The 19,448-nt window shown below is 57.7% G+C and carries 14 protein-coding genes; 5 read left to right on the top strand and 9 right to left on the bottom strand.

Annotation, left to right across the window (positions count from 1 at the left end):
• Positions 1-30: 30 nt before the first annotated feature.
• Together GIR22_RS25915 and GIR22_RS03065 are read right to left on the bottom strand one after the other, a co-directional pair.
• Positions 31-204: a hypothetical protein gene (locus GIR22_RS25915; protein ID WP_178122062.1), complete on the bottom strand. Its 174-nt coding sequence runs from the start codon at positions 202-204 to the stop codon at positions 31-33.
• Positions 205-251: 47 nt separating this feature from the next.
• Positions 252-938 carry a hydrolase gene (locus GIR22_RS03065; protein WP_154741882.1) on the bottom strand — a complete coding sequence of 229 codons (687 nt, stop codon included), beginning with the start codon at positions 936-938 and terminating at the stop codon, positions 252-254.
• 450 nt (positions 939-1,388) lie between these two features.
• Between GIR22_RS03065 and GIR22_RS03060 the strand changes: the two genes are divergently transcribed.
• Entirely contained in the window at positions 1,389-2,015 is a 627-nt protein-coding gene (locus tag GIR22_RS03060; protein ID WP_154741881.1) for a hydrolase, read from the top strand.
• 274 nt (positions 2,016-2,289) lie between these two features.
• Here GIR22_RS03060 and GIR22_RS03055 read toward each other — a convergent pair whose 3' ends face one another.
• Together GIR22_RS03055 and GIR22_RS03050 are read right to left on the bottom strand one after the other, a co-directional pair.
• Positions 2,290-2,460, bottom strand: coding sequence for a hypothetical protein (locus GIR22_RS03055; RefSeq protein WP_246207782.1), 171 nt, complete (start codon positions 2,458-2,460; stop codon positions 2,290-2,292).
• 108 nt (positions 2,461-2,568) lie between these two features.
• Positions 2,569-3,579 carry a zinc-dependent alcohol dehydrogenase family protein gene (locus tag GIR22_RS03050; RefSeq protein WP_154741880.1) on the bottom strand — a complete coding sequence of 337 codons (1,011 nt, stop codon included), beginning with the start codon at positions 3,577-3,579 and terminating at the stop codon, positions 2,569-2,571.
• Positions 3,580-3,760: 181 nt separating this feature from the next.
• Here GIR22_RS03050 and GIR22_RS03045 point away from each other — a divergent pair, with 181 nt between their 5' ends.
• A complete protein-coding gene (locus tag GIR22_RS03045; protein ID WP_154742041.1) occupies positions 3,761-4,660 on the top strand; it encodes a LysR family transcriptional regulator in 900 nt (299 codons plus the stop codon).
• On the opposite strand, the gene GIR22_RS03040 is transcribed toward GIR22_RS03045, so the two are convergent.
• The 3 genes from GIR22_RS03040 to GIR22_RS03030 all read right to left on the bottom strand — a co-directional run bounded on the left by GIR22_RS03040 (position 4,647) and on the right by GIR22_RS03030 (position 14,722).
• Positions 4,647-11,837 (bottom strand): non-ribosomal peptide synthetase, encoded by a 7,191-nt coding sequence (locus tag GIR22_RS03040; RefSeq protein ID WP_178122061.1) that lies wholly within the window; start codon positions 11,835-11,837, stop codon positions 4,647-4,649. The genes GIR22_RS03045 and GIR22_RS03040 overlap by 14 nt on opposite strands.
• Positions 11,838-12,218: 381 nt before the next feature.
• Positions 12,219-13,601: an LLM class flavin-dependent oxidoreductase gene (locus GIR22_RS03035; RefSeq protein ID WP_154741878.1), complete on the bottom strand. Its 1,383-nt coding sequence runs from the start codon at positions 13,599-13,601 to the stop codon at positions 12,219-12,221.
• 521 nt (positions 13,602-14,122) lie between these two features.
• Positions 14,123-14,722: a TetR/AcrR family transcriptional regulator gene (locus GIR22_RS03030; protein ID WP_154741877.1), complete on the bottom strand. Its 600-nt coding sequence runs from the start codon at positions 14,720-14,722 to the stop codon at positions 14,123-14,125.
• 243 nt (positions 14,723-14,965) lie between these two features.
• Between GIR22_RS03030 and GIR22_RS03025 the strand changes: the two genes are divergently transcribed.
• The 3 genes from GIR22_RS03025 to GIR22_RS03015 all read left to right on the top strand — a co-directional run bounded on the left by GIR22_RS03025 (position 14,966) and on the right by GIR22_RS03015 (position 17,741).
• Entirely contained in the window at positions 14,966-15,754 is a 789-nt protein-coding gene (locus tag GIR22_RS03025) for an SDR family NAD(P)-dependent oxidoreductase (RefSeq protein WP_154741876.1), read from the top strand.
• A 138-nt stretch (positions 15,755-15,892) separates the two neighbouring features.
• Positions 15,893-16,891 carry an NADP-dependent oxidoreductase gene (locus GIR22_RS03020; RefSeq protein ID WP_154741875.1) on the top strand — a complete coding sequence of 333 codons (999 nt, stop codon included), beginning with the start codon at positions 15,893-15,895 and terminating at the stop codon, positions 16,889-16,891.
• Positions 16,892-16,928: 37 nt separating this feature from the next.
• Positions 16,929-17,741, top strand: coding sequence for an oxidoreductase (locus GIR22_RS03015; RefSeq protein ID WP_154741874.1), 813 nt, complete (start codon positions 16,929-16,931; stop codon positions 17,739-17,741).
• A gap of 51 nt (positions 17,742-17,792) precedes the next feature.
• On the opposite strand, the gene GIR22_RS03010 is transcribed toward GIR22_RS03015, so the two are convergent.
• On the bottom strand, positions 17,793-18,173 hold the full coding sequence (locus GIR22_RS03010) for a nuclear transport factor 2 family protein (protein ID WP_154741873.1): 381 nt from the start codon (positions 18,171-18,173) through the stop codon (positions 17,793-17,795).
• A 130-nt stretch (positions 18,174-18,303) separates the two neighbouring features.
• Positions 18,304-19,407: an alkene reductase gene (locus GIR22_RS03005; protein WP_154741872.1), complete on the bottom strand. Its 1,104-nt coding sequence runs from the start codon at positions 19,405-19,407 to the stop codon at positions 18,304-18,306.
• Positions 19,408-19,448: the final 41 nt, after the last annotated feature.

Raw genomic sequence — 19,448 nt, 5'->3', positions numbered from 1 at the left:
CACGCCGACCCTCGTCTGTTGGCTTGTTACTCATGAAGCAGCCCCCTCATCGTCGTCTTGTAGCCAGCCAGCAAACCAACCGGTGACCATGGGCATGAAAACGTAAACCACCAGCACAACAATGGTGGCATATAGTTCAAGCTGCACGGTCCGTACGCAGTGGCGTACGACCAGCGTCACAATGTCGGGCAACTGTTGAATCATGGGGGCGCTCCCGAATCAGGACGGCCAGGGCCGCCCTTTTTAATGGCCTAGATCTCAGCGTGAACCGGCGCCAACGTGGGGCCGTGCTTCACCCGCTCTTCTGCCTTGTGCACCATGGTGTAGGCATAATCGATACCCATGCCGTAGGCACCGGAATGCTCTCTGGCCAGGGCCATGACCTCATCGTAGGTGTCGCGGTTTTTCCAGTCGCGCTGCCACTCCAGCAATACCTGTTGCCAGGTGACAGGCACCACACCCGCCTGGATCATCCGCTGCATCGAGTAATCGTGGGCCGCCTGGCTGGTGCCGCCAGAGGCGTCAGCGACCATATAGATTTCGTACCCGGCATCGTGCATCGCCGAGAGTGCGAACGTGGTATTGCAGACTTCTGTCCAAAGCCCCGAAACGATCACCTTATTGCGCCCGTTACGCTTGAGCGCATCGCGCACTTTCTGGTCGTCCCAGGAGTTCATCGAGCTGCGCTCAAGGATGGGCGCATCGGGGAACACCTCCAGCAGTTCGGGATAGGTATGGCCCGAAAAACTTTCGGTTTCGACAGTGGTGATAATTGTAGGCACGCCAAAGATACGCGCCGCCTTCGCCAGGCCTACGGTGTTGTTCTTCAAGGTTTGCCGATCAATGCTCTGCACACCAAAAGCCATTTGCGGCTGTTGGTCGATGAAGATCAACTGCGAGTTGCTGGGGGTCAAGACTTCAAGCTTCGGGTTCTGCATTGTGCTCACCTTTGACAAGTAAGGAGGGGTCGTGAAGCGCCCGCTTACTGTCGCAAAGCACCGTCGCTTATTATTGGATTACTGCCTGATGTTGGGATGATTGTGTGATCGGCACCGTCGAATATCTGCAGTGAGATCCAGCGCTCGCGCGGCCCCCTCAAAGTGCACTGGCTAACTGAAAGTGCGCTGCCTGCGTGACTTTTCTTCGAGGTCTGCTGCATTCGATGTCCATTGAAGCGTTCCCCATTGTGCAACACAGCTCACCTCAGAATGGCACTACTGTGCCTGGCATGGGAACAGTACAGTCTCCATTCCAGGCAACGTGCCACTGACGCATGTCTCCTGGAAAACCAATCTCAATCGAATAACAGCGCAGTGTGTGACGGCCCTCGCCTGAAGGCGTGTGCCATTATTCCGCAGGCGCGTATCGCCAAGAAAGGACCTGTTTCAATGGCAAGCGAAGATATCCGCAACCCCCAGACCGACCAACTTTTGTCACCCGAAAATTCGGCGTTGATCATCATTGATTACCAGCCGGTCCAGGTATCCTCTATCCGCTCGATGCCCCGTGACGAGCTCGTCTTCAATATAACGAGCGTTGCCAAGGCGGCGATCAATTACGACATCCCGATCATCCACTCTACCGTCAACGTCGGGACCGGCCTTAACAAGCCGCCGATCAAGGAACTGCAGGACGTGCTTGGCCACCTGCCGACCTATGACCGCACCTCGATTAACAGCTGGGAGGACACCGAGTTCAAGCAGGCGGTTAAAGCGCTCGGCCGCAAGAAGCTCATCATGACTGCGCTGTGGACCGAAGCGTGCCTGACTTTTCCTGTACTCGACGCGATCCAGGAGGGCTACGAGGTCTATGTGCCGGTCGATGCGGTCGGCGGTACATCACTCGCCGCACACGAGGCGGCTCTGCGCCGAATGGAGCAGGCAGGCGCGAAGCTCATCAGCCGTGTGCAGATGTACTGCGAGCTCCAGCGCGACTGGTCGCGCAAGGTGACCGTTCCAGGCTTCCTGGGCGTGTTCGAAAACTTCGATGGGTTCAACGCTGAAAAGAACGCTTAAAGGCTGATATGTGCTGTAGATAGCGGCTCGCGAATGCAGCCGCTGCCGTACCCGCTTCCTTTTTTGCTCCGACGGTAAGGAAGCGGCTTTAGGCGCCCATGTGGCTAATGCTGATTAGTTAAGCGACCCCCTCTTGTAGGAGCTAGCTTGCTCGCGAAAAACGTCAACGGTAACGCGTGCATGCTGGATAAGCGCGGCGCCTTCGAGTTCTTCTCGAGCAATAACCAAGCGTCCCTCTCGCTCCTGCAAAAAGCCTTACCTGAACAGCATTAGCTCACACGGCGTCTTTTTTTATGTGCCCGTTGCCATTGGTATAACGAGTGGATTGCCAAGCCATAATTTGCCATCCGTTATCGCCCGATTTCCAGACGCTGATGTAGCGTGAGTTCAGCAGCATGGGTACACCGCGAATCACCACCTGCATGTCGATCAACCCATTAATCACTACACACTTCCCTACCCTGCGCAGGCGAGGTCACGGAATATAGATGCTTTCGAGAAAGTCCATGTCGCCCTCAATCATTGCCTGGCGACGATGGGTTTCCCTATACGCTTAGCTAACCTTGATAACAACCTTGCCAAATGGGCCGCGAGCCAAATGCTCGTAAGCTTCACGCGCCTGCTCAAACGGGTACACGTGATCGATCACGGGACGGATGTGGTGGGTGTTCAAGAACTCGTTCATCCGGTCAAACGAAGAACGTGGAGCAACTGCAATACCACGAATCGTGGTTTGACGGAAGATCAGCGGCATCAGGTTCAAGGCGGTCGTCTGGCCAGTCAAGAAGCCAATTTGGGCAATACGGCCACCGACCTTGGTTGCTTGAACGGAATCGTTGACGCCTTCGCCGCCGGCGACTTCCAAGAGGAGATCAACGCCTTTGCCGTCAGTGAGTTTCAACACCTGCGCAGCCCAGTCCGGTGTCTTGCGGTAGTTGACGCCAGCGATCGCGCCCAACTTGATCACCGCTTCCAGGTTTTCATCGCGGCTCGAGGTGATGATGACCTTGGCACCCAGTGCCATGGCAATTTGAGCGGCGAAGATGGAGACACCGCCAGTTCCCTGTACCAGCACAGTCTGTCCGGCCTGGACCTGACCGAAATCCACCAGCGAGTACCATGCGGTCAATGCTGCAATAGGAAGAGTCGACGCTTCTTCATCATTCATGTCATCAGGCGCACGTACTGCACTGTCTTCATGAATGATCATGAATTCAGCCAGGCCGCCTGGCAGCGGGGAGCCGAAGCAATAATCTGGTTCATCGTGGGCAGGCATGCCGTCGATCCAGCGGGAGTACAGATGGGAGTTGACGCGGTCGCCGACAGCGAAGCGGCTGACGCCCTCGCCCACTGCCATTACGGTACCGGCCGCGTCGCTTACCGGGATCAGTGGCTTGGGAACCCTATGCGGCTCGTAGATACCGTCAACGATCGCTTTATCCCGGAAGTTGAGGGACACGGCACCGACCTTGACCAGCAGCTCACCTGCCTTGGGCGTCGGGGTTTGAGTCTCACCCTGCTGCAGGTTGTCCAGGCCAAAATCTTTCAGAAGCCAAGCTTTCATTTTTCTTCTCCATTCGAAGTGGACGCCAGGCGGTCGGGTTCGACTGCCTGTGTGCTGAGGACCATTGTTTCGCGTCTGCCTCGATGAATAAATGCCCAAGAATGCACAGGATTGTTATCCTGCAGGACAACAAAGTCGCCTCGGATAATGTGGAGAACTGGCAATGGAGCTGTTGCAGTCAATGCAGGTGTTTGCAAGGCTAGCGGAACTCGGGAGCTTCACGAAGGTGGCCGAGGCCACCCAGATGGGCCGTCCATACATCACCAGGTCTATTCAGGCGCTGGAAGCTTCAATAGGCGTGCGCCTGTTCCACCGCACTACCCGCAAGGTCAAGCTGACGGCCGAAGGTGAAAAGTTCTATGAACGAGTCAAAGTCATCCTGGCGGACATTTCAGACACCACGTCCATGTTTGACCGCAGTGGCATCACCCTGCAGGGGCGGCTTCGGGTGGATATTCCTACGGCATTTTCGCAACGCAGTTTTATTGAAAGCCTGAAATCATTTACCGGCGCTTTTCCCGATATCGAGTTGGTGGTGGGCGTCACCGACAGGACGGTCGATCTGGTGGCAGAGGGTGTGGACTGCGTATTGCGAATTGGCGAGTTGCGAGACTCAAGCATGGTTGCTCGTCAGATCGGAACGGTAGAAATGGTCACCTGTGCGGCACCGCAATATCTCAAGGATTGGGGTGAGCCTAAAAATTTAGGCGACTTGGCAAACCATCGCGGTGTCGACTTTCTCTCGGGGCAAAACAACAGGCCTCTGTCCTGGTACTTCCAAGATGGCGGAGAAGATCAGCCGTATCCAAGCCGTGGATCAATCGCGGTCAACGAGTCCAACGCTTACGTCCACTGCGGGCTTGCGGGCTTCGGCATCATCCAGGCGCCTGGAATTACGGTGGATGCCTTTCTCACCAGCGGAGAACTGATTGAGGTGCTCCAACCCTACCGCCCTGCCCAACGCAAAGTCTCGGTGCTCTACCCGAGCCGGACGCATTTAGCGCCACAAGTGCATGCATTTGCCGATTGGCTGCGTGAACACTTCCCTGCACTTCACCCAAAGTGGTTCAAGGCTGAATGATCCCGGGTATCTCGATCAGGCTGTCACGGTCCTGGTTAGCCTGCAGGATCACCCCGGCCACTTCGGCAGCCCGGCTACTGACAAAATAATGCCCGCCATCGGCCAGCAGAACGCCGTGCACCACCCTGGAGAAACGCCCCCAGAATCGATAGCGCGCTTCCTTGCCCCGGGTCAGCGGATCATCCTGGCTCAACACGTTGATAATTGGTGCACCGATCTTCATGCATCCGTGCTGTTTGATGTGCTGCATCGCCAAGCCTGCATCACGCCGAAAACCGCGTAATAAACCGGCCATCGCCACCTCGTTCAACGCCGAGGCGCCGCCCCAGGACTTGATCAGGCGATTCAACGACACGTCGCTGTGCCAGCACCATGGATTGTTCCACGGGATGTACTTCACCCAGATAGGCGGCGCAAGCGCCCCGCCGAGCATGACAAAACGGACCGCATGCCCTTGCAACTCAAGCTGGCGGGTGATCTCCATCGCCAATATGCAACCCGCACAATGACCGTAGACGCTGACCGGCCCTGGAATGCGCTGGCGAATACGCTCGGCACACGCGCGGGCCATGTCCATCAGGCTGAGGCTGTCATCGAAGCTGGCTTCCATCTGGTTGCCCGGCAACGCCACGGCATATACCCGGGCGGATGGCAGGCGCTGGCACAACTGATCGGCCAGCGGCTGGTAGACCATGGCCGAGGCCCCGGCGTAAGGCACGCAGACTAAGGTCAACGTGCTGTTTAGCGTACCTCGGGTCAGCTCCGGCAACCACTCGTGGGCCTGATTGGCCGGTGTCGTCAACAACGCCACTAGGCCAAGCACGGTCGGCGCCTGGTAAAACGCCATGATCGACACCCGATTGGCGGGGAACGCCTTCTGGACGCGCGAAATCAGGTTGATGACGCGAATGGAGTCGCCGCCCGACTCAAAGAAATCATCATGCAACCCCACTTGCGGCAAGCTCAGGACGTCTTGCCAGATAGCCGCGATCGATTGTTCGTCTTCCGTCTGCGGCGCTACGTATTTCCTTGTGATTACCGAGGATTGGTCGGGCACCGGCAGCGCCTGGCGATCAAGCTTGCCGTTAGTGGTCAGCGGCAAGGCGTCAAGGACCACAAACGCGCTCGGCACCATGTAATCGGCCAGGGTCAGCAACAGTTGGCTGCGCAGTTCGGCCACGACCAGCTCGATGTTTTCCTGAGCGATGACATAAGCCACCAGGCGCTTGTCGCCCAGTTCGTCCTCACGAACGATCACCACCGCTTCGCGCACGCTCTCGCAGTCGGCCAAACGGGCTTCGATCTCGCCTAACTCGATACGAAAACCACGGACCTTCACCTGGTCGTCATTGCGGCCCAGGTATTCGACGCTGCCGTCCGCCAGCCAACGACCGAGGTCGCCGGTGCGGTACATACGGGCACTCGGGGCGCTGCTGAATGGATTGCTCAGGAAGCGTTCGGCGGTCAGTTCGGCGCGGTTCAAGTAACCCCGCGCAACCCCTCCTCCGCCTACGTACATTTCACCGACCACACCCACTGGCACCGGTTCGCGCAGGGCATCCAGCACGTACAGTTGCAAATCGGGTATGCGCCCACCGATGGGGCTGACGCCGATCAATTGCGCGTCGGCTGCGCTCAGTGCACGATAAGTCACGTGTACCGTGGTTTCGGTGATGCCGTACATGTTGACCAGTTGCGTGTGTGCATTGGCCTCGCGGGTATACCAAGGCTTAAGCATGCCGGTATCCAACGCTTCGCCGCCGAAAATCACCTGCCGCACGTTGTGGCTCAGGCCGCTGTCGCCCTGGGCCGCGATCAACTGGCGGAAGGCGCTCGGCGTCTGGTTCAGCACCGTGACACCGGCCTCGCACAGCAGCGCGTAGCAATCGGCTGGTGAACGGCTGATCAGTTGTGGCACCACCAACAAACGGCCGCCATGGGTCAACGCACCCCAGATTTCCCAAACGGAGAAGTCGAAAGCGAAAGAGTGGAACAAGGCCCAGATATCTTGCGGACCGAAATCGAACCAGGGCTGCGTCGCCGAAAACAGCCGCGCGACATTGCGGTGTTCAACCATCACGCCTTTGGGCAGCCCGGTCGAGCCGGAGGTGTAGATCACGTAGGCCAGGTGCGATGAAGTCAGGCCTGTCACCCATGGATTGGCGACGGACTTGACCTGCCAATTGCCGCCATCAAGATCAATGACCGGCACGGACACCGCATCCAGCAAATGATGCGTCGCGGCTTGCGCCAACAATGCAACCGGTGTGCTGTCCTTCAGCAGGTAGGTGATCCGGTCCGGCGGATATGCCGGGTCCAACGGTACATAACCAGCGCCGGACTTCAGGATCCCCAGCAGGCCGACGATCATTTCCAGGCTACGTTCAACGCAAATCGCCACCCGATCATCCGGGCGAATGCCCAACTCGATCAGGTGATGGGCGAGCTGATTTGCCCGTGTGTTGAGTTCGGCGTAAGTCAGTGCCTGGCCTTCGAACACCACCGCCACCGCGTCAGGCTGCGCCGCTGCCCGGGCTTCGAATAGGCGGTGGATCAACTCGTCATGGGGATAGAAAGTATCCGTGGTGTTCCAGGTTTCCAGCAATTGTTGACGCTCGGCTACTGGCAGCACGGTCAAATCCTGCAGCGCGGTGCGCGGCGCGGTTTCCAGGGCTTGCACCAGGTTGTCCAGCGCCACTTGCATATAGCCGCAAATACGCTCGGCGCCGATGGGTTTGGCAACCAGTGCAGTGAGATAAAAGGCTTCACCCGAGTCGTCGACATTCAAGGTCAACGGGTAATTGCTGCGCTCGTCACCCCACAAGGCGGTAATGCCTTGCCACGCAGACAAGGCTCCAGCGATGACTTCGCCGGCACTGTGCCGATAGTTGAGCAACGCACTGAACAGCGGCGTCGGAGCGCTCACGCTGCTGCAACGTTGAGCCAAGGCCAAGGATGCGTGTTCGTGACCGAGTAACGCGGTCAGCCGCGCATGAGTCGCCTTGACCCCGGCGCGCACACCTTGTGCGCCAACATCCACGCGCAACGGCAAGGTGTTGATGAACATCCCCAGTGCGCGATCGGCGCCATCGCCAGCTTGCAGGCGGCCCAGCAGTACGGTGCCGAAGACTACGTCCTGCTTGCCGGCCACTTTGCCCAGCACCAGTGCAAAAGCCAGGTGCACCAGGCATGCGGCGCTGACGCCAAGCTGACGCGCCTGAGCCCGCAGCCGTTTGGACAGCGTCAGGTCGACAGGTTGGCGGGCCACGTCGATGCCATGACCGTCACCCTGCACATCTTGCAGGCCGAACGGCAATGTCGGCTCATCGACTTCTCCGAGCATCTCGCGGAAGAACGCTTCGTGCTCGTCGGCATTCGAGCCGAAGCGAGCCTGCGCCACATAATTGCGGTACGGCATCGCTTCACCCAACTGCTCGGTCTGGCCCAGCAGGTGCAGTTGCATTTCGTGTTGCATCACGGCCAGCGCCGTGTGGTCCAGCGCAATATGGTGGAACAGCAGTGTCGCGACCAGGCGCTGGTTGGCCTCATCCTGCGCGTAAGCCAGACGCATCATTGGGGCCTGGCTGATGTCGAGTCGGTGATGGCGAGGGTCGAAACGCTGGCTCAGTTGCACGACGACGTCGCCAGCGGCTGGGTCGAGTTCGACCTGTTCCAGATGAAGTTTCGCTTTGCGCCAGACCACTTGGGCCGGTGATTCCAGGCCATTCCACACCACACCAGTGCGAAGAATGTCATGCCGACCGATCACCCCCTGCAAAGCCTGGACGAAGGCGTCGAGGCGCTCGCGGTTGTCGAAGGCATACTGGGCTTGCAGCACGTAAGGGTCACCCTGCTCCGCCGCCAAGTGGTGATAAAGAATGCCTTCCTGCAACGGCGCCAACGGATAGATGTCCTGTACGTTGCGCGCACCGCCCGAGACCGTCGCCACAATGCGGTCGATGGTTTCCTGGCTCAGAGTGGCGAGCGGCAGCAGGTCCGGGGTGATATGTTCGCAGTTCAAAGGAATCAGGTTGTCCGGGACATAGATCTCCTTACCGCTCCCGACGGCTGCGGCCAGTGCCGCCAGCGTCGGCTGGTTGAACAGTACGCGCACATCGGCGCTCAAATCAGCCTGGCGCATGCGTTCGATCAGGCTGACGGCAAGCAGGGAGTGGCCGCCGAGTTCAAAGAAGTGGTCGTAACGGCCGACCTGTTCAACTTTGAGCAGGTCGGCCCACAGACGCGCCAGGGTTTGCTCGACCTCGCCCTGCGGCGCTTCGTACTCGCGGCTGGCGTAGGCGTCTGCGCCCGGGGCCGGCAAGGCGCGACGATCGAGCTTGCCATTGGCGGTCAGCGGGAATACTTCCAGCACCACCAAGGCGCTGGGCATCATGTACTCGGCCAGCGAGGCGGCCAGTTCAGCGCGTAACTCCTGCACTGAAAGACTCACCTCTGGCTGAGCAATCACGTAACCCACGAGGCGTTTTGGTCCTGATTCGTCCTGGCGCGCCAACACCACGGCATTTTTCACACCCGCGCACTCGCCCAGTCGGGCCTCGATCTCGCCCAGTTCGATACGGAAACCACGGATCTTCACCTGGTCGTCGTTGCGGCCCAGGTATTCCACATTACCGTCGGGCAGCCAGCGACCGAGGTCGCCCGTGCGGTACAGCAACGCGTTCGGCTCAACGCTGAACGGGTCAGTCACAAACTTCTCGGCGGTCAGTTCGGGGCGGTTCAAATACCCTTTGGCCACGCCGTCGCCACCGATGTATAACTCGCCGGCTACACCAATCGGTACTGGCTGTTGGTGTGCGTCCAACACATAGACTTGGGTGTTGCCGACGGGGTGACCGATTGGAATGCTGCCCTCACCGACTGACTTGATCTCAAACGTGGTGGTGAACGTGGTCGCCTCAGTCGGGCCATAGCCGTTGAGCAGGTGCTGCGGCGCGCCTTCTTTCAGCACCCGACCAATCACGGCCGGATCAAGCACGTCGCCGCCAACGATCAGGTAGCGCAACTTACTGAATACCGACATCAAGCCGGCGGCGTATTGATGGAACAGCCCCGCCGTCATCCACAACACGCTGATCTTTTGCTCTCGCAGCAGCGCGCTGAAACGCTCCTGCGAGAGCAGTACGTCTTGCTCAACAATCACCACGCAACCGCCATTGAGCAAGGGTGCCCAGACGTCGAGGGTGCTGGCATCGAAGGCCGGGTTGGAGGCAAAAGCCACTCGGTCCCGGGCGTTGAATGCGGCGTAGCCGTTGTTGATGACCAGGCGACTGATCGCCCGATGTGGAACCAAAACGCCTTTCGGTGTGCCGGTTGAGCCCGAGGTGTACATGATGCAGGCCGGCGATTCGCTGGACTGTGGCTGCTGTGGGTCACAGGCCAGGCTATCAAGCGCCACGGTGTCCATATCTACGCGCCGGACGCCGTCGGGCACCGTCGTCGCGCTCAGCGTCAGCACAATCCGCGCCCCGCTGTCCTGCACCATAAAACCCTTGCGATCAATGGGCGCACTGATGTCCAGAGGCACATAGACAGCGGCACTTTTGATGATCGCCAATTGGCTGACCAACAGCTCAAGCGAGCGCTCCAGCAGAGTCGCCACGGATTCACCGGGGTGTACGCCGAGGCTGACCAAGTGCTGGGCCAGGCGATTGGCCCTGATGTTGAGTTGGTTGTAAGTCAGGCTTTGCCCGTCATGGACCGCGGCGGTTGCTTGCGGATGGGCCAGGACCTGCGCTTCGAACAACGCGTGAACGGTTTTGTCCTGCGGATAGCTGCGGGTCGTCGCATTCCATGTTTGCAGCATCAGGGCTTCGGCCGGTGTCGGCAGAATGAAACCGCGAACGGGCAAACTGTCATCCGCCAACCCCTGCTCCAGCACATGCATGAAGCGCTCGACCAGAGCCTCGATATCGGCTTGCTGGAAATACGCTTCGTTGTAGGTGAAGTGTATCCACCCCGTTTCCTCGTGCGGGCTGGTGCGGATATGAATGGTCAGTGGCGTCTGTTCATGATTGCTCGAACTCCTCACCCCGCTGGCCGGGGACTGTCCGTACATGAACGGATGATCGACCTGCTCATAGGAAAACGACAGATCGAACAGTTGCGCGCGGTCATCGCGGCGCAGCCCCAACGAACGGTTCATATCGCTGAGCGGAAAACGCTGATGACGATAATCCTGCTTGAGCGTGCGCGCGATCTCCCGCGCCAGTTCACCGAACGACAATTCATCGCTGAACTGCAACCGCACGGCACTGACCTGGGTGAACAACCCCAGGGTATTGCGGAACTTGGCGTTGGAGCGGTTATGGATCGGCAGGCCGATTACCAGTTCGTCGCGTTGGGGCGTGCGGACAAAATAGACATACAGCGCAGCGAGCAGCACGTGAAAGCGCGAGACCTGATGCACCTTCGCCAGTGCGTCGATACGCTCGTTCAACGGGTGCGGATAACGCTGGGCCAGCAGGCGGCTCGGCGCCCAGCGATCCAAGTGCTGGTCGCGGTAACGCGCAACGAACAACGGTTCTGGAACAACTCGGTATTTTTTCAGCCAATACGCCTGGTCGCGGGCGAAGCGCAGGGAGTCTCGATAGCGCGCATCGTCGTGGATGAATTCCACGTATGAAGGTGCCGCCAGATCCGGCTGCTGGTTATTTTCCAGGGCACTGTAGAGCTCACCCACCGAACCGAACATCAGGCTGATGCCCCAGCCATCCAGAATCAGGTGGTGAACGTGGGCAACAAAGTAGAACGACGTGTCACCGAGCTTGGCCAGGTGAAACCGGAACAGCCGACGGCCATCCAATGGAAACGCGATCTCGATCTGTTGCTGCATCCAGACTTGCACCGCCGCCTCTGGATCGACGCAATCAGAGAAGTCTTGCAGTGGCACTTGCGCAACCAAGGCGCAGGCCAGCGCCTGCATCGGCGCGCCCTCTTCACCTACATTTGGCAGTAATACCGTGCGCAGGGCGTCGTGCTTTTCAATCAGCAACCCGATCGCCTGCTGGAAACGCTCAGGATCGATGCGGCCCTTGATCTGGATGTAGCCACCGATGGTGTACAGGGGCGAATCACCCTGGGTCATCTGGTCCAGCCAGATATCGTGCTGTGCGGCGGTCAATGGGTAGGTTGGCGACAAATCCAGAGGCTGGTTCATGCTCCGTACTCCACTGTGCGAACGGCCTCGGCCAAGGAAAAACCTGTCGCGACAATGTCGCCCAACGCACAAGCAGCGATAAACTTCATAAGCTCCTTCTTGAAGATTTGTCGGTGCCGCCCGGAACACAAGCATGGGCACGCTTGGAGGCGGGTACGCCATTCAGGCACCGCCCAACCCCCTGGACAAGTTCTGGGCCCATCAGTAAATGGGCTCACCGCAGGGCGTCAAGTATACGGAGCGTGAGCGCAGTGGCTGTCCCTCATTACCGGTACAAAGTCCAGGATGATGGCAATCAGACGCGGGTGGCGGTCAGCATAAAAAGAACGTGTTCGCCTGTATCTCCCTGGTATCTGCCCTTCCCCACAGACATGCTCTGTCCTACAAACTTTTATCAAAACGAAACGAGGAACCATAAGCAGAATCCGGCAAATGGTTACCGCCATCAGCCCGTAACCGCGAACGGAAAGTCCCGCTCTGTGGTTGGGTACGGTACAAACCGCGCTTTTGCAGCTCAGGAATGACAAACTCAACGAAGTCCTCAAGGCTACCTGGGCTAACCAGCGGATTGAGCATGTAGCCGCTGGTACCGGAGATCCGTGCATGCTCTTCGATGCGCTCGGCCACCTGCTGCGGCGTTCCCACCAGAATCAGATCGCTGCCCCGGGTGACGTTGGCAAAGCGCTGTTTGACATCGCCGGCGGTCAAGGGCTTGCCACTGCCATCGGTACGCATCACGTAGGAGGTCATGCCCTCGGTGTGAGTGGACAACGCGTCGCTGTCCGCGTAGCGGCTGATGTCGATACCGGTATCGCCGGCATAACTCACCAGTTGCGCCTGCAAGTGATAGTTGCTTTGCAGTTCGTCATATTTGCGTTGGGCTTCGATCTCGGTCTTGGCCGTGACGATTCGAAGTACCGTCAGTGATTTAACATCCTCGGCGTGACGCCCCCTTGCCCTGGCCTGCGTCCATATATCTTCCAAACCTTGGCGAATCTCCAGCGGATTGGACTTGGCTATGAAAATCAGTTCGGCGTGTTTGGCCGCAAACTCACGACCACGGCCCGACCAACCGGCCTGGATCAGCAAAGGTGTGCGCTGGGGCGATGGCGAAGTCAAGTGCGGCCCGGCCACCCGGTAATGTTCACCCTCGTGGTTGATGGGACGGATACGGTTACCCATGGCATAGAGTTGGCGTCCCTTGTCCGCAACCACGGCGTCGTCGGCCCAACTGCCTTCCCAGAGCTTGTAGACCACATCGAGAAACTCTTCGGCGCGTTCATAACGATCATCGTGCTTGATCATCTGCCTGAGGCCGAAATTACGAGCGGCGCTGCTCAAGTAGGAAGTGACGATGTTCCACCCGACCCGGCCATTGGTCAGGTGATCCAGCGTGCTGAAGCGCCGGGCATGGGTGAAGGGATGTTCGTAACTGGTGGTGACAGTGACGCCAAAGGCCAGGTTTTCCGTCACCGCGGCCAATGCCGGGATGATCATCAACGGATCGTTGGCCGGTGCTTCCACCGCCCACTTCATGGCCGCATCGGCATTTGCGCCAAACACATCGTAGAAACCCAGCACATCACCAAAAAACAACATATCGAGATGAGCCTGGTCTGCAATACGCGCCAGGTTCGACCAGTAGCCCAGAGAGTTGACTTTTAGTCGCTCGTCAGCCGGGTGCGTCCAGAGACTTGGCGCGCCGCCACAGCCCACACTCGCTTGCTCATATAACGCAAACAACAGAGGTTTTGGATCGGACATCGTAGTACCTGTAAAAAGTCATTAAACGGGCGGGTCACCGCTGATTCTTGAAACCTTTGCCGCAGTGGCGTTCAAGACGGTGTGGATTGAGGGTTGTCATTGCGGGATATCGGCGCCGATCCACTTTTGCGAAAGCTGCTCAACGCACCGTCGGAGTGGGGGCTGCGAAAGCGCTAAGCTGTAGGCGCGCCGTAGTTTTCAAAGACAAGCGCTCCAATCAATTCAGAAATCCTGAATAGATTAAAGCGCACTATAAAACCACCCGATACTAGATTTATGGAATAACAGGCTATGTTCAAGCTATATTGGATCTAGCGATTCAAATGCTGTCGTTTCATACATCGCGGTCTATGTCCTGCCGATTACTATCCATTACAACGCGAAGGAGATGGCGCGAAGTTGCTTGTGGCAAAGTCATTGCTTTATCTAGATTGCTTCGCGCAGTGCATTGGCGACCTATGTAAACGCTGGAGAGGGTTGCCGACGAAAACCAAGGCATACCCTCAACAGAAAGCGTCCATCTATGTGCTCCCCTGCGGTTCACAAACTGGCGACAACGCCAGTGACGCAATTATCTCAGCGTGGCAAACCTGGAGTATTTCATCAGCCAGAGAAGAATCATCCGGGCAGGCGCGTGACAACATGACTGCACCTATTGCATGCGCCAGCAGGTCGATCATTTTTGCTCGCGCGTCTTCCCGAGGTGCATCCAGACCCGCCTGGTATTTTTCCTCGAGTGCTGCCAGCGTGTTTTCTACCCCACTGGCAAAGGTCGCCTTTAACTCACCTGGCTGGCGGGCAGCGTCACCACACAGCGCTGCCATGGTACAACCGCCTCCCCTGCCGTCTCGGTGATCCCTCGACACGTACATATCTACGAACCCAGCAACATCAAGGCCGCAGGTACTGGCGAGGGATTGCGAAAGGCTATTTTCAGCTGCCTCGGCCATCAAATCAGCCTTGGAACCGAAGTGCTTGTAGAAGCCTCCCTGGGTAAAACCAGCAGTGGCCATCAGCTCTGCCACACCCACGCCATCGTAGCCACGCTCACGAAACAGCTCTGAAGCCGTATCCACAATATGAGCCCGGTTGGCGAGTGATTGCGTCTTGGTGATCTTCATTTCGCGCCCTATGCCTCTTAAACAATGACCTTACCATACTATGATGTCGACCATAATCAAAACTGTTGACATCTTTGATTTCGATCGACATCATAAATCCGTATGGCGGCGGCGCATCTGGCTACATCGACTACCCGACGCTTACTGAACGCCGGCCAAAGCAACCACTGAACATCACCTTTGCGCGCTTCCCAAGCGATACATGTGAATCGCCAATCGACATCCACAGCAGAGAATCAAGCCATGAGTATCCCTACGACCGTTCTCATTACCGGCGCCTCCACTGGCATCGGCGCCACCTATGCCGAGCGCTTCGCACAACGCGGACACGACCTCGTACTGGTAGCCCGCGACAAGAATCGGTTAGACGCTCTCGCAGCGCGACTGAGTGAAAAACACAATGTCGTCATTGATGTACTTCAGGCTGACTTGACCCAAAGCAGCGACTTGACGACCGTCGAGACACGCCTACGCGAGGATGCCCGCATTGGCATCCTGGTAAACAATGCGGGCGCCGCGCAATCCGGCAGCTTTATCGAGCAGTCCACCGACAGCGTTGCTCAGTTGGTTACGCTCAACACTACCGCACTGGTACGGCTTGCCAGCGCCATTGCCCCACGCCTGGCACAGGCTGGGGACGGCGCGATTATCAACATAGGTTCAGTTGTTGGCCTGGCACCCGAGTTCGGCATGACGATCTACGGCGCCACTAAGGCCTTTGTGCTGTTTCTGTCACAAGGCATGAGCCTGGAATTGTCGCCCAAAGGCGTCTATGTGCAAGCCGTCTTGCCAGCAGCTACTCGTACCGAAATCTGGGAGCGAGCAGGCATCGACATCAATACCCTAACCGACGTCATGGAAGTGGGTGATCTAGTCGATGCAGCGCTGGTTGGTTTTGATCGGCGTGAGCCCGTGACGATTCCTCCCTTGCAGGATGCTGCCCTCTGGGATGCCTTGCAGGCTGCACGTCAGGGCCTGCTGTCGCAGATTCGGCAATCCAATGTCGCCGAGCGATATAAAGCCAAGGCATAAAACATCGTGAAGCAGGCGCTGGCACTAGAGCGCCTGCAACGGCCTATCTCACCATGCGGACTTCGTGGCGAAAGTAACGGTATTCCTGGATAACTGAAGCGGTTTAGTCCCATTCAAAGCTCTGAGAGTTGAATCACCATGAAAGCATTCTCAATCGACCGTTACGGTAAAAAGAATGGACGTATCGTCGAGGTACCCACCCCTGAAGTGGGTGCCCATGACGTTCTTGTTCAGGTGTATGCCACAAGCGTCAACTTGCTCGACTCGAAGATCAGTACCGGCGAATTCAAACTGATCTTGCCGTATTCATTCCCGTTGATATTGGGTAATGACCTGGCGGGAGTAGTGGTTAGCGTAGGACCCTCTGTGCGGCGCTTCAAGCCGGGTGATGAGGTGTATGCACGCCCTCCCCAGGAGCGCATAGGCACATTCGCCGAGCTGATTGCGGTACACGAAGACGCACTCGCGTTGAAACCTGAAAACCTCAGCATGGAAGAGGCAGCCGCCCTCCCGCTGGTTGCGCTGACCGCTTGGCAAGTGCTGGTTGAAAGCGCCAGGCTGAAACAAGGCCAGAAGGTGTTTATCCACGCAGGCTCCGGTGGCGTCGGCACCCTCGCCATCCAACTCGCCAAGCACCTGGGCGCCTTCGTCGCGACAACCACCAGCACACGTAATGTGGATTGGGTCAAGGCACTCGGAGCAGACGTTGTCATCGACTACAAGAAGCAAAACTTCGAAAGCGTTCTGCAAGACTATGACGTCGTATTGAATAGCCTGGGCGCTGATGAACTGGAAAAGTCACTCACCATTCTGAGGCCGGGTGGCCAGCTCATATCCATCTCCGGGCCACCGACTCCACAGTTTGCCCAAGAGCAAAGGCTGCCCTGGGTACTGGGCCTCGTCATGCGTATGTTGAGCGGTGGTATCCGCAGAAAAGCACGCAAAAAAAACATCAGCTATGCGTTCGTATTCATGCGTGCCAGTGGTGCCCAACTGGATGAGATAACGACGCTCATCGAGTCCGGCATTATAAAACCGGTGATCGACCGAACGTTTGCTTTCGAGTCGACAGCCGACGCCTTGAGCTATGTCGGGCAAGGCAGATCAAAGGGCAAGGTCATCATTAAAATAAAATAACTGCTCCTATCACTTCATGACCAAATTGGAGTATCAAATGAGTACGTCTTTCGAAAGAACCGCGATAGTGACCGGTGCATCATCTGGTATTGGTCGCGCTACTGCTGAGGCCCTGGTGCGGGCGGGGTATACAGTGTTCGGCACGAGCCGCAAGGCCGGCGACAGCCCAACGCAGGTATCCATGCTCACTTGCGATGTGACGGATGACGACTCTGTCAGTGCTCTTGTTTCCACTGTTCTTGCACAGACCGGCCGGATCGACCTTTTGGTCAATAATGCTGGCGTCGGTCTACTGGGTGGCACTGAGGAGTTCTCGATCCCGCAGGTACAGGCACTGTTCGATGTCAACCTGTTCGGCGTAATCCGCATGACGAATGCGGTGTTACCGTCGATGCGGCACTGTGGTCGAGGCCGCATCATCAATATCGGATCGATTTTGGGACGGATACCCGCGCCATACTCCGCTCATTATTCAGCGGTCAAGCATGCTCTAGAGGGCTATTCGGAATCTCTTGATCACGAGGTTCGTGCCTTCAATGTTCGAGTCTCGGTTATCGAGCCAGCATTCGTGCGTACCGTCTTCGATCAGAACGGCATTGAACCGGATTCGCTATTGAAGGAGTACGACCAGGCTCGAGCCGGGTTCAAGGCACTGCTAGGCGATGTGATGCCCAAAGCCGATCTTCCAGAAGTCGTGGCGGCTGTAGTAGTGAGAGCGGCGAACGATGCCCGCCCTCAGCATCGCTATACTGCCGGGAAGGCAGCGAGGCAAATTAGCATGCTGCGCCGTTTTGCCCCCCCAGGGATTTTTGATAAGAGCCTGCGCAAGCAATTCCGCTTGCCGGTCTGAACCATAGGGATAGCTACATTCTCAAGTGCTCGGTCGCTGCAGATCGAGGGCTCACGCGCTCGGATGGGTGTGGTAAATCTTGCTGACGATCGTCCACTTGCCTTCGACCTTCAGCAGGTTGAAGAAGTCGGTGAAACGAAATCCCGAAACGTTGTCGGTATCGACCCTGGCACTGGCGGCAGTGCCCACGATATCGATGCGAACGATCGCAGCTTGGGCTTCGGGAGATGGGCGAAAAGAGTTGTCGATGATGTCGTACAGATTCTGGATCGCGCCGCCGACAAGCTTGTTACCGTCAACGCCAAACAGGGTGGCCTGCTCATTGAACGCGGGCTTCATCAAAGCGCTGTCAGCCTTTGCACCACCTTCGTTGTACTGACTAAGCACGCTGACGATAGCGTTGTATTCCTGGACGTAAGTTGGATTGCTCATGTTGGACTCCTGATTGAAAGATTTTCCGATTTCCCATCGCGCCGCATGGCCAGCCAACGATCACCCGTCCTGGCGAGTCGACGAGATGATCAGATCGTTGACGGTGACGTTTCCGGTTGGTTGGCTTGGTTCAGTTATCAGCCGTCGGCCAATCGGTGTAACCCTTGGCGCTGCCACCGTAGTAACTCGCGCGCGGGGCGATGGTTAGCTCGATGCCTCGGCGCAGGCGCTCTACCAGGTCTGGGTTGGAAATGAACAAGCGACCGAACGCCACTGCGTCGATCCGGCCCTGTGCCCGGCGCTCGAGCGCCATCTCCAGGTCGTAGTTGTTGTTGCCAATGAACGGCCCTTCGAACTGCGCGCTGAGCGCATCCAGATCCACGCCTTCGGGCACCGTGCGCGAGGTGGCGGTGGCGCCTTCGACGAAGTGCAGATAGGCCAGATTAAAGCGATTGAGCTGCTGAATCAGGTAGCCGTAAGTCGCCATGACATTGCTGTCGGGCGGCGTGTTACCAGCATCAGGCGTCACTGGCGAAAGCCGAATGCCAACCCGGTCACTGCCCCAGATCGCAGTCACGGCCTCGGTGACTTCCAGCGTCAGGCGAGCTCGGTTCTCGACAGAACCGCCGTATTGGTCAGTGCGCTGGTTGGTCGAATCACGCAGGAACTGGTCGAGCAGATAGCTGTTGGCGCAATGGACTTCCACGCCATCGAAACCGGCGTGCTTGGCATTTTCGGCAGCGTGTTTGTACTGCTCGATGATGCCGGGGATCTCCGAGGTCTCCAATGCACGAGGCATAGAGACTTCGACAAAGCCTTTCTCGGTGTAGGTGCTGCCTTCGGCTTTGATTGCCGAGGGCGCGACTGGAGACTCACCGTTTGGCTGCAACTCAACACTGGAGAAGCGACCCACATGCCAGAGTTGGCTGACGATCTTGCCGCCCGCCGCGTGTACTGCGTTGGTTACTTTTTTCCAGCCTGCCACCTGCTCTTCCGTCCAGATTCCCGGGGTCATCGCATAGCCGCGCCCTAGTGCAGAGATGTTCGTAGCTTCGGCGATAATCAGTCCCGCGCTGGCACGCTGGGCGTAGTAAGTAGCGTGCAGTTCGTTCGGTACGCCGTCGTCTGCCATCCGGCTGCGCGTCACCGGTGCCATGACAATCCGGTTGGCCAATTGCAGGGCACCCATCTGTATGGGCGAGAAAAGGTCGGTATTGAGACTGTTATCAATCATATGCACACCTTAAATATTAGACCGGTCGTCTAGTGATCTAG

This window comes from Pseudomonas karstica (genome assembly GCF_009707515.1).
Lineage (GTDB): Bacteria > Pseudomonadota > Gammaproteobacteria > Pseudomonadales > Pseudomonadaceae > Aquipseudomonas > Aquipseudomonas karstica.
The sequence above is the reverse complement of the archived record's forward strand: the minus strand, read 5'-3'. Positions and strand labels throughout refer to the sequence as shown.

Coding starts and splice junctions, on each gene's coding strand:
- GIR22_RS03025 (WP_154741876.1), top strand. CDS start 14,966: ATGAGTATCCCTACGACCGTTCTCATTACCGGCGCCTCCACTGGCATC.
- GIR22_RS03020 (WP_154741875.1), top strand. CDS start 15,893: ATGAAAGCATTCTCAATCGACCGTTACGGTAAAAAGAATGGACGTATC.
- GIR22_RS03015 (WP_154741874.1), top strand. CDS start 16,929: ATGAGTACGTCTTTCGAAAGAACCGCGATAGTGACCGGTGCATCATCT.
- GIR22_RS03010 (WP_154741873.1), bottom strand. CDS start 18,173: ATGAGCAATCCAACTTACGTCCAGGAATACAACGCTATCGTCAGCGTG.
- GIR22_RS25915 (WP_178122062.1), bottom strand. CDS start 204: ATGATTCAACAGTTGCCCGACATTGTGACGCTGGTCGTACGCCACTGC.
- GIR22_RS03030 (WP_154741877.1), bottom strand. CDS start 14,722: ATGAAGATCACCAAGACGCAATCACTCGCCAACCGGGCTCATATTGTG.
- GIR22_RS03060 (WP_154741881.1), top strand. CDS start 1,389: ATGGCAAGCGAAGATATCCGCAACCCCCAGACCGACCAACTTTTGTCA.
- GIR22_RS03035 (WP_154741878.1), bottom strand. CDS start 13,601: ATGTCCGATCCAAAACCTCTGTTGTTTGCGTTATATGAGCAAGCGAGT.
- GIR22_RS03040 (WP_178122061.1), bottom strand. CDS start 11,837: ATGAACCAGCCTCTGGATTTGTCGCCAACCTACCCATTGACCGCCGCA.
- GIR22_RS03065 (WP_154741882.1), bottom strand. CDS start 938: ATGCAGAACCCGAAGCTTGAAGTCTTGACCCCCAGCAACTCGCAGTTG.
- GIR22_RS03045 (WP_154742041.1), top strand. CDS start 3,761: ATGCAGGTGTTTGCAAGGCTAGCGGAACTCGGGAGCTTCACGAAGGTG.
- GIR22_RS03005 (WP_154741872.1), bottom strand. CDS start 19,407: ATGATTGATAACAGTCTCAATACCGACCTTTTCTCGCCCATACAGATG.
- GIR22_RS03050 (WP_154741880.1), bottom strand. CDS start 3,579: ATGAAAGCTTGGCTTCTGAAAGATTTTGGCCTGGACAACCTGCAGCAG.